This is a genomic window from Streptomyces sp. NPDC041108 (assembly GCF_055592645.1).
Genome location: NZ_JBVIYK010000001.1, coordinates 1,180,529 through 1,193,728, shown reverse-complemented (window position 1 = coordinate 1,193,728; position 13,200 = coordinate 1,180,529). Strand labels below are relative to the sequence as shown.

General features: G+C 73.7%; 8 protein-coding genes. 5 read left to right on the top strand and 3 right to left on the bottom strand.

Going from position 1 to position 13,200, the window contains the following annotated elements; all coding sequences use genetic code 11:
• Positions 1-14: 14 nt before the first annotated feature.
• The gene (locus ACZ6BB_RS05060; RefSeq protein WP_471613915.1) at positions 15-1,898 is read right to left on the bottom strand and encodes a hypothetical protein; all 1,884 of its coding nucleotides are present in this window, start codon (positions 1,896-1,898) and stop codon (positions 15-17) included.
• Between the two features lie 201 nt (positions 1,899-2,099).
• Here ACZ6BB_RS05060 and ACZ6BB_RS05055 point away from each other — a divergent pair, with 201 nt between their 5' ends.
• Genes ACZ6BB_RS05055 through ACZ6BB_RS05035 form a run of 5 tightly spaced genes read left to right on the top strand, consistent with a single transcriptional unit; the run spans position 2,100 to position 9,057 of the window.
• The gene (locus ACZ6BB_RS05055) at positions 2,100-4,655 is read left to right on the top strand and encodes a protein kinase domain-containing protein (RefSeq protein ID WP_471613914.1); all 2,556 of its coding nucleotides are present in this window, start codon (positions 2,100-2,102) and stop codon (positions 4,653-4,655) included.
• 49 nt (positions 4,656-4,704) lie between these two features.
• On the top strand, positions 4,705-5,910 hold the full coding sequence (locus ACZ6BB_RS05050; RefSeq protein ID WP_471613913.1) for a hypothetical protein: 1,206 nt from the start codon (positions 4,705-4,707) through the stop codon (positions 5,908-5,910).
• A complete protein-coding gene (locus ACZ6BB_RS05045) occupies positions 5,907-7,784 on the top strand; it encodes an AAA family ATPase (protein WP_471613912.1) in 1,878 nt (625 codons plus the stop codon). The genes ACZ6BB_RS05050 and ACZ6BB_RS05045 overlap by 4 nt, the downstream gene beginning before the upstream one ends.
• Positions 7,781-8,434 (top strand): 4Fe-4S single cluster domain-containing protein, encoded by a 654-nt coding sequence (locus tag ACZ6BB_RS05040; protein ID WP_471613911.1) that lies wholly within the window; start codon positions 7,781-7,783, stop codon positions 8,432-8,434. Before ACZ6BB_RS05045 ends, ACZ6BB_RS05040 begins: the two co-directional genes overlap by 4 nt.
• The gene (locus ACZ6BB_RS05035; RefSeq protein WP_471613910.1) at positions 8,422-9,057 is read left to right on the top strand and encodes an FHA domain-containing protein; all 636 of its coding nucleotides are present in this window, start codon (positions 8,422-8,424) and stop codon (positions 9,055-9,057) included. The genes ACZ6BB_RS05040 and ACZ6BB_RS05035 overlap by 13 nt, the downstream gene beginning before the upstream one ends.
• Positions 9,058-9,086: 29 nt before the next feature.
• Here the strand turns inward: ACZ6BB_RS05035 and ACZ6BB_RS05030 are convergent, their stop codons facing one another.
• Together ACZ6BB_RS05030 and ACZ6BB_RS05025 are read right to left on the bottom strand one after the other, a co-directional pair.
• Positions 9,087-11,294: a hypothetical protein gene (locus ACZ6BB_RS05030; protein WP_471613909.1), complete on the bottom strand. Its 2,208-nt coding sequence runs from the start codon at positions 11,292-11,294 to the stop codon at positions 9,087-9,089.
• A gap of 5 nt (positions 11,295-11,299) precedes the next feature.
• Positions 11,300-12,808 carry a tetratricopeptide repeat protein gene (locus ACZ6BB_RS05025; protein ID WP_471613908.1) on the bottom strand — a complete coding sequence of 503 codons (1,509 nt, stop codon included), beginning with the start codon at positions 12,806-12,808 and terminating at the stop codon, positions 11,300-11,302.
• Between the last annotated feature and the right edge of the window lie 392 nt (positions 12,809-13,200).

The window sequence follows — 13,200 nt, the reverse complement described above, 5'->3', positions numbered from 1 at the left end:
CCGCTCGATGGCGCTCATGTGTCGTCGTACGCCTCCATGGCCCGGCCCAGTCGCGCCACGGCCCGTGCGTACCGGTCGGCCAGCCCCGGCTGCACCGTCCGCAGCCTGCCCAGGGCGAAGCGGTCACGGTGGAGGGTCTCGGCGAGGGTGACGGCACGGACGGTCTCCAGTGCCAGGGCCGCAGGACCGGGTGCGCCCATGACAGTGTGGGCGTGGGCGGCTCGCCGGCCGGCGACCGACGCGTCGGAGAGCACGGTCTCCTTGTCGTCACGTGTGATCTGAGTGACCGACACCCCGTACAGGAGCCGCAGCATCCAGTCGTACGCCTCGGCCGATTCACGCACCCTGCGGCCCTTCCACGTCCAATGGGCCCAGATACGGGCTGCCTCCAGAGCGGCGTAGGGCATGACCTGTGCCAGGGCGCGCACCGTACGGCGGGAGCAGCCGGTCGCCTCGGCCCAGTGATCGCTCAGACCGGTGCCGTCCGCCCGGAGAAGCAGCACCTGGGCGAGGGCGGCATCGGCGTGCGCCCGTCGTGCGGTCCCCTTCGGCAGCCGCTGGGACGCCGCGGTGCGCAGCTCCAGCGCTCGCGTGAAGTCCTCGGCGCTGTGGGTACTGGCGCTGCGCAGCAGGAGGGCGTCGGCGTAGCGGCCGCGTGCGGCGGGGAGGATGTCGGGCCGTCGGCCGGGCGAGCGCAGCACCCGTTCGAGGAGGGTGACGGCTTCGTCCAGGTCCCGTGGATCACACGGAGCGATCTCGACGTACCGGTGGATCAGGCACTCGGCCAGCACGGTCCGCGCACCGTCGATGTGCACGCCCACGGCCAGCTCCACCGCCTCACGTGCCAGTGCGAGGGCGTCCAGGAGGTCCCTGTTCGCGCGGTCCGGATCGGCACGACGGTACCGATGTGCCCGGCCCAGCCGGCCGTGGGCGGCGTCGCACAGCAGCGGGGCGCGCGAGGGACTGCGGGGCGAAACGCCGTCGAGGGCGCGGTCGGCCAGGACGACGGCCCGGTCGGCCTCGTGCAGTCGGCCGGTCACCGCGGCCGACACCGCGGACCGCGTGCCCGACAGTTGCTCCGGGTGACCGGCACCGCCGAGGCCGGGCAGCAGCCCGGAGCCGTCCGGGCCGGGCGACGGTTCCGGAGTCCGGTCCAGCGCGCCGGGGTCGCTGTCGGTCCTCACTCGGAACCACTCCAGCCGCGCGGCCTCCAGGTTGGTCCGCAGCACCCCCGCGAAGCCGACCACCGCGCGGCCCGTGCCCGCGCGTTCGAGTTCTTCCAGGAGCCGTACGGCGCGGGCCGCGTCCTCGGGGTCGGCGCTGGCCCGGCGGCAGCGCTCCAGAAGGGCGCAGCCCAGCCCCATGGTGAGGACGGCGTGGACGACGTCCGTGAGGCGCGGTCCCGTGAGCGCCGCGTCCAGGTGGACGACAGCGCGTTCGAGGTCCGTCGGCCCCGCGCGCAGTTCGTGCAGGGCGAGGAGGGCGAGTCCGCTGGAGCCGAGGGCTTCCGCGTGGGCGGACGATCCCTCACGCAGTCCGTCCAGGACATCCCGCCACAGCTCCACGGCCTCCTCCTGGGCGGCCACGGTCCTTACGTACGACAGGCAGTTGGCGAGGTTGGCGGTCAAGATCCTGCGCTCGGGCCGCCCTTCGGGAACGAGGGCCAGCGCCTCCCGGCCGGCCGCCACCGCTCCCTCCCGGTCCTGGTGGTGCCCGGTACAGCGGTAGCCGGCCAAGTGGGCCTGCGACAGGTCCGAGAGGGCCACCGCGCGGCGCAGATTCGAGGCGCCGGGGCCGGGCAGGGCGGCACGGGCTCGGCGCAGCAGTTCCGGTACCCGTGCGCAGGGCACCTCCTCGGCCGGGAGCCGGCGGATGTCCAAGTCGGGGTCCTCTGCCATGGACGGAGCTGGCCCCCCAGTATGGACCGGCCCGGCTCTCGCGCGCGGGTTGATTCGGGCAACCGACAACAACTGGGTCGGAGTTGGCGGATTGTCGAGACAACCGGGCGTCCGGGATCGGTACAGTGCCGACGGGGACGTACAAGTGGGTGTCACCGGGCCGTTCTTGACCATTTCGGTGACACCCCGGGCAGGGGGGCCATGACGGACGAATCAGGTGCGAGATCCGGGCGGGGAAGCCAGCCGCGGGCTGACGAGGACGTCACCCGCAGCGACGCGACGGGCCACGACGACAGGGCGCGGGACTCGACCCGGCGGGATGCCCGGTCCAGCGGCGTCCGGTCCGAGGACGCCACGCGGGCGGACACCCGGCCCCGGGACTCCGGCGGGACGACCACAGGTGGGCGGGGCAACGGCTGGAGCCATGTGCCCGCCGCGATCACCGAGCGGTACGAGGTGGTGAGGGCGCTGCCCGCCGGGGGCGAGGCCTATCGTGTCCTGCTCGTGCGCGACCAGCGGGACGGCTCCGCCTGGGTCGTGAAGCTGTACCGCGGCTCCGAGCGCCGCACGGACGAAGTGATGCGGGGGCTGCGCGACGCCGATCACCCGCACATCGTGAGGGTGCGCGACTTCGGCGCGGAACCGGACACCTTCGGTGGTGACGCATGGCCCTGGGAGGTCTTGGAGTACGTGCCCGGCGGCTCGCTCCACGACCTGCTGAGCGAACGGGGAGCGTTACCACCGCAGCAGGTGCGGGAGGTGCTGGAGCAGATCGCGGACGCCCTCCACCATCTGCACACCGAACTGCGCATCGGCGAGCGCCGGGGAGCCGCGCACCGGGACGTCAAGCCCGCGAACGTGCTGCTGCGCCGTGCGGACGGCCGTACGGAGGCGGTCCTGGCCGACTTCGGGCTGGTCGCGGAAGCGCGTGAGACCCGACAGACCGACATCAAGGCCGGCAGCGGGTCGTACCAGGCACCGGAGACCTTCCACCGGGCGGACCGCCGACCCGCCCAGGACTGGTGGTCCCTCGGCGTGATGGTCGCGGAGATGCTGACGGGCGAGAACCCCAACTGCGCGGGTACCGGCGGGTGGAGCAGCAACACGGCACTGCACGAGTACCTCACCACGCACGACGTGGACCTCTCAGGGGTCACCGACACCCGCTGGAAGCTGCTGTGCCGGGGGCTGCTGACCCGGGAGCCCGAGCGCCGCTGGGGGCACGAGCAGGTGTGCACCTGGCTGCGCGGCGGCAGCCCGAAGGTGCACCGGGAGGAGGGGCGAGCGGGCTCCGGCGAGCCGTTCCGGCTGGACGGGCGGACCTATGACGACTTGGAGAGTCTGGCCGAGGCGATGGTCGGCCCGTTCTGGCCCGCCGCACGGGACCTGTTCCTCTCGGACGACCGGCTCGCCTTTCTGCGCGCCTGGCTGCAGCGAGAGTTCAACGGCGGCGGCATCCCCGGCGACCTCGTCGCCGCACGCGCGCAGGACGCGCGGGAAGCAGCAGTGCGCATGGCCGCGTTCCGCGCGGCGGTGGTCCCGGACGCGCCACCGAGGTTCGCGGACCAGCCTGCCGACGCCGCCGGCCTGTGCGCGCTGGCGGCATCCTCCGCGGCCCAGGACCGGCAGGTCGTGGCTCTCATCAGCGGAGAACTTCTGCGGGTCCTGGCCGCCCACCCGTGTGCCACGCCCACCGCCTCCGGACATCACCGCTGCGCGGGCCGCTGCGAGGTACTGGCCACCGCGGCGGAGACCCTGCCCGAGACCGAGGCCCACCTGCGGCGGGCGATCACAGGACTGCGGACGCGGCTCGGCACCGGCGCCTCGCCGACGGTGCGCGACGCGCTGGGCTCGCTGCAGCACGACCGCGATCTGCGGGTGCTGTGCCTGCGCAGCGTCCTCGACCCCGCCGCCGTGCGCCGGGAGCGGCTGCGGATGGTCCTGATCCGCCTCAGACCGCGCATGCGGGCCTGCGACTGGTGGATGCGGCTGTCCTCGGAGGCCCTGCGGCACAAGGACTCGCCTGCTCGTCTCCTGCTGGCCCGGGTGCTCCTGCGCCTGGCCGCGGCCGAGGGGCTTCAGGAGCTCCGCAGACCGGGCGGTACCGGCGACCGGTGGCGTACGAGGACCAGGGACACCCTGAAGAACGTGGCGACGGTCTCCGCGGTGCTCGTGGCCGACCTGGCCACCGCCGCCCTGTTCCTCGTCGCGTCGCTCGTCGCGCTGTACGCCGCGACGGCGGCCTGGCTCAGCTGGGCCGAGGAGACACCCGAGCCGGACATGAGCCGGTATGCGCAGGTGGCCGCGGCCGTGCAGTACCAGCTCACGGTTCCGCTGGCGGCCGTGATCCTGGCAGTGCTGCTCTGGCGACGGCGTCCGGGGCCGGCCGCGCGGTCGGCCGTCTGGATCGTGCTGCTCGCGGGCGGGATCGTCGCCGTGGCCTTGTGGAACGGCCACGGCGGTGACATCCGCTTTCCCTACCTTCCCGGTGAGGACCTCAGGGAGACGTTCCTGACGGCGAACCAGCGCGCGGGCGAGCGCCCGGGGTCCACGGCCGTGTGGGCCGCGATCGTCGCGTGCCTCTGTCTGGCGGGCGTCGTGAAGGTGGCGGACGGCCGAACCGGCAGGCGGAGTCCGGCCGACGACGTCGTATGGGCCCGGGTCCTCGTCGTCGCGGTCGTCCTGGTGCTGCTCGTCTTCCCCGCCCTGGACATATGGCTGCCCCTCGTGCCGGACCGACCGCAGGAGCTGTGGTGAGCGCCGGCCGCGAGCCGACGCTCGTCGCCGGGACATGGAAGGTACGGCCATGAGTTCGATGGGAGCGGCGTCCTACCGTGTGGAGACGCCCGAGGAGATCGAGGCGCGTCGGCTCAGAGCCGCCCGGGAGCGCTACCGCCGGGCAGCGGTCCGGCACGTCGCTCTGGTGACCGAGACCACGGCATGCCGGACCGCGCACGGCAGGGCGATCTCCGCGCTGCGGCGCGCGTCCGAACCCCCGGCCCGTGCGACAGCGGACGACTGGGAGGCGGCCGCGGAGCGGCTCGATGCGGAGGCGGCACACGCCCGCGGCCTCCTCGACGCACAGTTGGCCCAGGTCTTCCGTGCCGAACTGACGGCCCTGGCGACGCGCCCGGCCCCCAGGGTGACCCGCCGGGAGTACACGACGAGGGCCGGGGTCACGAGCGAACAGGCCGAAGCGGCACGCGCCCGGGAGGCACAGGAGAGCGTCGAGAGGCGCCGGGCCCTGGCCGAGCGGGCGGCGGACCTGCTGGCCCGGCTGCCCGTCGGAACCCCGGCCCCGGTACGGGAGCGGTGCGCCGAGGACGCCCGGGAGGTGGCCTCGTCCGCCGGCGAGGAGAAGGCGCGGCGCGTCCTGGCCTCGCTGGAGGAACGACTGCGCTCCGCCGAGCAGACCCGGCGCGCGGTCGAGGCGGCCGCCGAGCAGGCCGCCGCCCTGATGGCACGGCTGGAGGACGTACCTGGCGCGCGTGTGACGGAACTGGCCGACAGGCTGGCCGCGGTGATCGAGGAAGGGCGCTCCGAGGTGCCGGCCGACCTCGTCGCCGCCGTCGAGCGGGCGGTCGACGAGGCCGACGGCGAGCGAGCACGCCGCATCGCCGCCCGGGCCCTCGGCAAGGTCCTCGCCGACCTCGATTACCACGTCGGCGAGGGATTCGAGACGGCTCTGGTGGACCAGGGAACAGCCCACGCCGCGCTGCCCGGCGACACCGGCTACGGGTTGAAGGTCCTCTTCGACCGGGGCAGTTCGGTGCTGCGCCACATCGTCGTGCGCGACGCGGAGGCGGACGGCGGCGAGAGCGCCGACCGCCGGGCCCAGCGGACGTTCTGCGACGCGCTGCCCGCGCTGGTCGCCGGTCTGGGGCACTACCACGTGCGCCTGGGCTCGGGCGACCTGGAGGAACCCGGTGCACGGCCGGTGCCCCGGGTGGGGGCGGGAGTCGTACCGCGGCGGGAACACGGTGGCGGTCAGGAACGGGAGGCACAGGCATGACCGGTACGTACGGCTCCGGCGCGTCCTACGAGGGTGTCGGGCCCCCGGCCGAGGAGGATTCCCGGCCCGCGTGGGTGCGGGAAGTGGCGCTGGCCGTCGGCGCACACCCGCAGATCCTGCTGACAGGGAACGTCCACGACCAGTATCTGCTGCCCGATCCGGAACTCGACGGGCGGCCGCGATACATGGAGTTGGTCGACGTGCTGAGCAGCGTCCTCGCCGAGCGGAACTACTCGGCGGTGCTCAGCTCGGCCGGCGGGGAGGGGCTGCGGGTGGTGCGCCCCGAGGGCGCGGTGCCGCAGGTGGTGACCGGGCTCCTCGGCCGGGCCGAGGCCGAGTTGGGGCAGCACCTGTCTCTGGGGCAGTTGCGGGACGTCATGGTGGCCGTCGCCGGTGACCGGTCGCCGGGCGCCGAGCCCGTGGCGCTGATCGTCACCGACGCGTCCCGGTTGCTGTCCGGGGAGCAGACCACGGCCGAGGAACGGTTGTTCCTCTCGGTCGCGGACCGGCTGGCCTATCAGGCGCTGCCGACCGCGGTCGGCTATCCGGTGATCTTCTGGGTGCTCGACCGGGTCAACGATCTGCCCAGCTGGTTCACCACGGGCAACCACACCCTGCGGGTGACCGCGGTGCCCGAACCCGACCTCGGCACACGTGAGCGGGCGGCGGCGGAGTACATGCCCCGGATGCTGGACGCCCCCGCCAATCCCGCGGAACGCTCCGCTCTGGCCCGCCGCTTCGCCGAGGCCACCCACGGCATGCGGCTGCGCCAGATGCGTGATGTGGTGGAGCTGGCGCGGGTGGCGGGCATTCCGGCGGAGCGCGTGGAGGACGCCGTACGCACCTTCCGCGTGGGCGTGCCCGACAACCCCTGGCAGCACCCGACGCTGCGCGGCCGACTGGCCGGGGCCGAGGCTGTGCTGGGGCGCCGGGTCCTGGGCCAGCCGGACGCGGTGCGCCGGGCGGTGGACATCGTCGCCCGGTCCGTCACCGGGCTCTCCGGGGCGCAGACCGGCGGCACCGGGACCAAACCGCGTGGCGTGCTGTTCTTCTCGGGGCCGACGGGCGTGGGCAAGACGGAGCTGGCGAAGGCCCTGGCTGGGCTCCTCTTCGGCGACGAGAAGGCGTATCTGCGCTTCGACATGAGCGAGTTCTCCGCGGAGCACTCCGAGGCCCGTCTCATCGGCGCGCCGCCCGGCTACGTCGGCCACAACGCGGGCGGTGAGCTCACCAACGGCATCCGCGAACAGCCCTTCAGGGTCGTGCTCTTCGACGAGATCGAGAAGGCCCACCCGCGGCTGATGGACAAGTTCCTCCAGATCCTCGACGACGGTCGGCTCACCGACGGGCGCGGTGCCACCGTGTACTTCACCGAGACGCTGCTGGTGTTCACCACCAACCTCGGTGTGATCACCGCGGACGAGGAGGGCAAGCCGAAGGAGAACGTCACCCCGGACGACGACCTGGAGATCATCGAGAGCCGCGTTCGGGAACACCTCCAGATCTACTTCCGCTATCTGCTGGGGCGTCCCGAGCTGTACAACCGCATTCAGCAGAACATCGTCGTCTTCGACTTCCTGCGGCCACCGGTGACCGGCCAGATCGCCGACCGTGCCCTGGACAGGGTCGCCGAGACCGTGCTGCGTGTGCACGGGGTCACCGTGGAGTACACGGACGAGGCCAGGGAGCGGCTGCGCGAGCTGGCCATCTTCGACCTGCGCAACGGCGGGCGGGGCATCGTCTCGGAGATCGAGGCCATCCTGGTCAACCCCCTGGCCCGGGAGCTGTTCCTGAATCCCCGCCGGCCAGGGGGCACCGTCCGCGTCCTGGGTCTGAAGCAGGAGGGGCAGAACTGGAGGCTGGTGACCGAATGATCCTCAACGTGGCACGGCTGCACCACCCGGTGACGGCGCTCGGTCCGGGTTCCCGGCTCGGGATCTGGGTCCAGGGGTGCACGCTGGCCTGCCCGGGCTGTCTGTCCCGGGACACCTGGGAATCGGGGCCCGAGTACGCGGTGGACACTCGGACGATCCTCGACTGGTGCGACGGCCGGCCGCCGGAGGACATCGACGGCGTCTCCCTCAGCGGAGGCGAACCGTCCGAACAGCCGCTCGCCCTGGCCGAGTTGCTCAGGGGTCTCGCCGCCCGCCGGGAGCGCCACGGCTGGGACCTGCTGGGCTGGACGGGCCTGGAGGAGGAGGACTTCGCCGCCCGCTGTCCGGAGGCGTACGCGCTGCTGGACGGCCTGGTGACCGGCCCCTACCGAGCGGCGGCGGCCGGCGGGGGGAGGTGGCGCGGCTCGGCGAACCAGCGGCTGGTGCCGCTCACCGACCTGGGACGGCAGCGCTACGGACCGTGGACCGGGGACGGTCCGGGCCCCGGACCTCCGGCCGAACTGCAGTTCCAGGTCGAGGAGGACCGCATGTTCCTGATCGGCGTCCCGCGCCCGGGCGATCCCGCCCGCATCCAGCGGGCCCTCGCCGCGCGGGGCATCACGATGGAAGGTGTCACATGGCGGCCCTGATCTGTCCGCGCGGGCACGACGATCCCGGTGACGGCGCGCTGTGCGTGCACTGCGGCGAGTACCTGCGCAAGGCACCTGCTCCCGAGGCGGCCGCCGGACCGGCGGGCGAGTCCCCGCACGGCTCCCGGCCGGCGTCCTCGGCCGCGGAGATCTGTCCGGAGGCGGGGTGCGGTCTCGAACTCGACGGCGACCGCTGTCCGTTGCACGGCACCATCGTCCCCGCGGCCTCGCAGCGGTCCGGCGAGACGGGCCCGGCGCCGACCGGATCGCCCGCCGGCTCCGGCGCGCAGGGCATCGCGGTCGTGTTCCCGTGGGGTTCCTACCCGCTCGGCCCGGAACCGCTGCTCGTCGGCCGCTCGACCACCGCGCCGGGCGCACTCGCCGAGCGGATGCTGGAACACGGCCGGTGGACGGGCACCGACTACGGCAACGTCTCCCGGAGCCATGCCGTGGTCTGGTCGGACACCCAGGGCGCCTGGATCCGTCACCTCAGCACGACCAACGACACCCTCCTCAACGGTCACGCGCTTCCCCGGGACCAGGCCCGCCGACTGCGTGTCGGTGACGTCCTCGCCTTCTCCAGGAGTCTGCGGGCCCATGTCGCGGCGGCCCCACCGGAGTGACGTACGGCCAGGGGCAGTCGGCGGGCGGCTCAGGGTGCGTCGGCGGGCCGGGGGGCAGGGCCTTCCAGATTCCTGAGCCGACGGGCGGCGGTCGCCAGCCGGTGCAGCAGGACGGGCGGCAGTCCTACGGGCGCCGGGCCCGTCTGCATGGCTCTGAGCAGCAGCGCCTCACTGAGCAGGACGCATCGCCCGGTCTCCATCAGCCGGACGGCCTCCCGCGGGTCGCCGGCGGCCACGGCGGCGTAGGCGGCCTCCCCGGTGAGCCGCCCGCCCGAACGCAGCCACCAGGTGCCGAAGTGCCGGTCCGCCTGACGCCGGGCCAGCTCGTTCAGGGTCTCGACCGCGATCCGGTAGCCCAGGGCGGCGTCCCGGGGGCGGCCCTCCCCACTCGCCCAACGGCCCCAGAGCGAGCCGATCCACAGCAGCGTCTCGGGGTCGGTCCGCGGCGCGTCGACTCGTATCCGCCGTACGGTCCGCCGCAGGGCCGGCAGGGACGCCTCGACCAGACCGGCCTCGGCCGCCGCGAGCGTCACGATGAGCAGCGTGGCCCGGACGCGGTGCCGGTCCAGTGGGACGGTGCGCCTGCGGGCCAGGGAGCGGACCGAGGTGAGCGCCGCGAGCAGGCCGGCGTGGTGGTCCACGGCCGGTGGTGGGCCGCCGGGTGCTGCACGGGACGGGGTCTCGGTGAACACGTAGCGCTCGAACCGTGACAGGGCCAGGAGCAGGGCGATACGGACATCCTCCGGTGAGCGCGGCGGGCCGTCCGGAGCGGCCTGCTCCAACTGGAGAACGGCCTGCCGCAGGTCCTCGGGGTCCTGGCTCAGGGCGAACCGGTCGCGCCGGGCACCGCCGATGCCGGCCAGCGCGGCACGCCTGACGAGGGAGGGGGGATCGGCCCGTAGTGCCGCGGTGAAGGTGTCGAGCGCTGTGTCGAGCAGGCCGAGGTCGACGGACTGGCGTGCGATCTCCTCCATGACCACCGCCAGGTTGACCAGCCACGCCGCGCGTTCCCCGGCCCGCGCCACGGACGCCTCAGCGGCCTCCCGGGCCAGGCCTAGCGCCACCTGCAAGGCCGCCAGCTCCCCGCCGGTCTCGAAGACGCGATACCAGTACCCGGAGTAGTGACCAAGAGCGGAGACCCGGTCGGGGGACGTCACCGGCGCTGCCTCCAGGGCTTCGCGCAGCGCACTGCCTGCCGCGACGAGGGCCGCGTCGGCCGGGTTGCGCTGGTGCAGGTTCAGCAGGGCCACACCCAGGTCCAGCGTCCGGCGCACGCGGTGCGGGGAGGTGGCCGGGGTGGCCTCGGCGGCCGCCGACAGCAGCCCCACCGCCTCGTCGAGATCCGCGGCCCGGCCCCGGGCCTCGTACCGCTGGCGCAGCACGGCGCCAAGGGTGTGGGCGATGTCCGCCTGCCGGGGGCCCGTCTCCCACAGGGCTGTCAGCTCACGTACCGCCACGTCGAGGTGGGCCGTCCGGCCATCGCCCCAGAAGGCGTGCAGCCGGCCGAGGGCGAGCCGCATGTGGCAGTCCGCCCACGCAGCGGTGCCGACGGCTGCGGTGCGTGCGGCGCGGCGCAGCAGCTTCATCGCCGTGCCGCGGTCCCGCGCCCGGTCCAGGGTGTCCGGGGTTTCGGACAGTTCCAGCAGCACCAGCCCGAGATTGCTCTGCCGGGTGGCCAGGCGGGGCGAGGTCAGGGGCGTCAGCGCGACCGCTTCCGACGCCCATGCGGCGGCACGGCGCAGGAGCCCGCCGTCTCCCACCGCGTAGTGGCACAGCAGGTGCGCCCGCGCGGCGTCGTTCAGCAGGGCGGCGCGCAGCGCAGGATGCGCGGCGCCGAGGGCCACCTCGTCCAGGACTGCGGCCCACCCCACGCTCCACCGCTCGGCGGCGGTCGCACGGTCGGCCGGGGATGATGCCTCCTCGAAGTCCGTCTCGGCCCGCTCCGCCGCCCGGTGGCGGTCGGCGACAGCCGCGTAGCACAGGGGGTCGATGACCGGGTGGCCCTCGGGAAAGACCGCGTCGGGGTCGGTGCGGCAGCGGTCCAGGAAGCGCAGGTGCTGTTCGGCCAACGTCCGGACGGCGCGCGGACCCTGGTTCGCCATTCGCCCGAGGGCGGCTGCCGCCGTGTCGCCCAGCAGTTCGGGGTGGGCCCGTACGAGGGCGCCCGCGCGGTGGTAGTCGTCCTCCGCGAGGTAGGCGCGGAGGATCACGGCGATGCCGGAATCCGCCGTCCCCACGGTGGTCACTCCATGCCCCGCAGTGCGGCCTCAAGCCGTCCCAGGGCATGGGTGTAGCGGTTGCGCAGCGGCTGCGGCAGCCGCTCCGAGGACGCGCGTGCGAGGCCGAGCTCCTCGCTCAGCAGGACGGCCCTGCCGCGTTCCAGACGAACCGCCGCGTCCGCCGCACACTTTCTCATGGTCAGCGCGTACGCCGACTCCTGGGTGAGCCCGCGCCACGCGACGAGCCATGCCTCCCGGTGACGGCGCAGCGACTGGGCCCTGTGCAGGGTCTCCGCCGCCCGCAGCAGGTAACCGTCGGCCTCGCCCACCTCGTCCCATGCCGAGCGCCGTACGGCCCAGCGCATCCAGTTGTCGGCTGCGGCCACCGTCATCTCGGGGGCTGTCACCAGGCCCGCACAGCACGACTTCCGCAGGGAGTCACGCGCCGTGGCAATGTCACCGGGCTCACCTGTCTCCTCGGAGATGACGCGCCACGCCTCACCGAGTACGTTCAGCCGACTCGCCAGATACGGCGCGGTGGACGGGGTCAGAGAAACCGCTTCGGCGAGGACGTCCGCCGCCTCCCGGAGCGCGGGCCGGCTGTGCTCCGGCTGTCCGCCCAGGCGGTACATCTCGCCCAGGTCCGACAAGGCGTTGCCCAGGTTGGCCAGGAACGTGGCCCGGCCCGCGACGCCCCACGGGGACTCCTCGATGGCCTTTCGGTACGCCGCCACGGCTGCCTCCAGGTCCTCCAGGTCGACGGAGGCGCCCGGCCGTGGCATTGCCCGTTCGGGGAACTTCGCGCCGAACCGGGCCAACAGCGCGCTGCCCAGGTTGTTGTACCAGCCGCCCAGTTCGGGGTCGTCCTCGTACGCGTGCGTGGTCGCACGCCGCGCGTGTGCGACGGCCTCCTGGAGGTCCTCGTCCGTGCCGTGGCGTGTGTAGCGGTCCATCCGCAGCATGCCGACGTTGCTGCAGAGCCGCGCCCAGGCGCGGTCCTCGCGCGAAAGGGTGGCCAGGGCGCGGGTCCCGAGATCGATCGCCGCGTCGAGGTCGTCGAGGGAACCGGTGGCGTCGTAGCGGTCCCACAGGCACAGCACCGAGGTGGCCGCGTACCGCGCCCAGGCCACCGATCCCTCCGGCGCACCGGCCACAGCCGTCTCGGCCGCAGTCGTCGCGGCGGCGAGGTCGTCGAGGTCGCCCGTCACGTCGTAGCGGTCGGTGAGCACGACCGCCAGGTCGTTGGCACGTTCCGCCGGGTCGTGCCGGCCGGTGTCGCAGGCGCGCCGGTATCCGGCCACGGCACGGTCGAGGTCCGCGACGTTTCCGAGGTTCCAGAACCGTCGGCGGTACGCATCGCTCAGCTGTACGAGCAGCCGCGTCAGCAGCTCGCTCCCGGCGCCCGCGGCCTCGGCCGATCTCAGTTCCCTCTCGGCGCGTTCCGGTTCCGCGATGTCAGCGTCTCCCCCGTTGCCCACCGGCGCCTCCGCATCCTTCCCCGGCAGCCCGCCCCACCGCGTCGGCTCTCTCATGGCACTGAGCCGGATCTGCGGCGGGCCGGGATTCCCGACGACTGGGCCAGGGCTCTGTCGACTGTCCGGGGCCCGAGAGGAACGCGTCCCGGATCACACCCGGCCCACCTGGTGTTCCATGCGCCGCCGAAGCCTTCACTGATGCGACCGGACGGTTCGGGCCGGGCCCGGCGGGGGCGGCTTCCGTACCGGCCGTCTCCGGAGCTGAGACACGACGTGCGACACGACAGAATCGTGCCGCCGGGCAGGGCGGCACCGCTTCGAGTCCGGTGAGGTCGGCCCGGTCCCGCTCGAGTGCGCCGGACAAGGCCGGCCCGTCCCTGTTCCACACGCACCACCACGCCGCGGACGTCTTCGCGTGTGCACGCCCACGTCCCTCACGCCGGGCAGCC

Bases quoted from the DNA above. Each gene is read 5' to 3' on its own strand.
- ACZ6BB_RS05025 (WP_471613908.1), bottom strand. From the start codon at position 12,808: ATGAGAGAGCCGACGCGGTGGGGCGGGCTGCCGGGGAAGGATGCGGAG.
- ACZ6BB_RS05055 (WP_471613914.1), top strand. From the start codon at position 2,100: ATGACGGACGAATCAGGTGCGAGATCCGGGCGGGGAAGCCAGCCGCGG.
- ACZ6BB_RS05040 (WP_471613911.1), top strand. From the start codon at position 7,781: ATGATCCTCAACGTGGCACGGCTGCACCACCCGGTGACGGCGCTCGGT.
- ACZ6BB_RS05035 (WP_471613910.1), top strand. From the start codon at position 8,422: ATGGCGGCCCTGATCTGTCCGCGCGGGCACGACGATCCCGGTGACGGC.
- ACZ6BB_RS05050 (WP_471613913.1), top strand. From the start codon at position 4,705: ATGAGTTCGATGGGAGCGGCGTCCTACCGTGTGGAGACGCCCGAGGAG.
- ACZ6BB_RS05060 (WP_471613915.1), bottom strand. From the start codon at position 1,898: ATGGCAGAGGACCCCGACTTGGACATCCGCCGGCTCCCGGCCGAGGAG.
- ACZ6BB_RS05045 (WP_471613912.1), top strand. From the start codon at position 5,907: ATGACCGGTACGTACGGCTCCGGCGCGTCCTACGAGGGTGTCGGGCCC.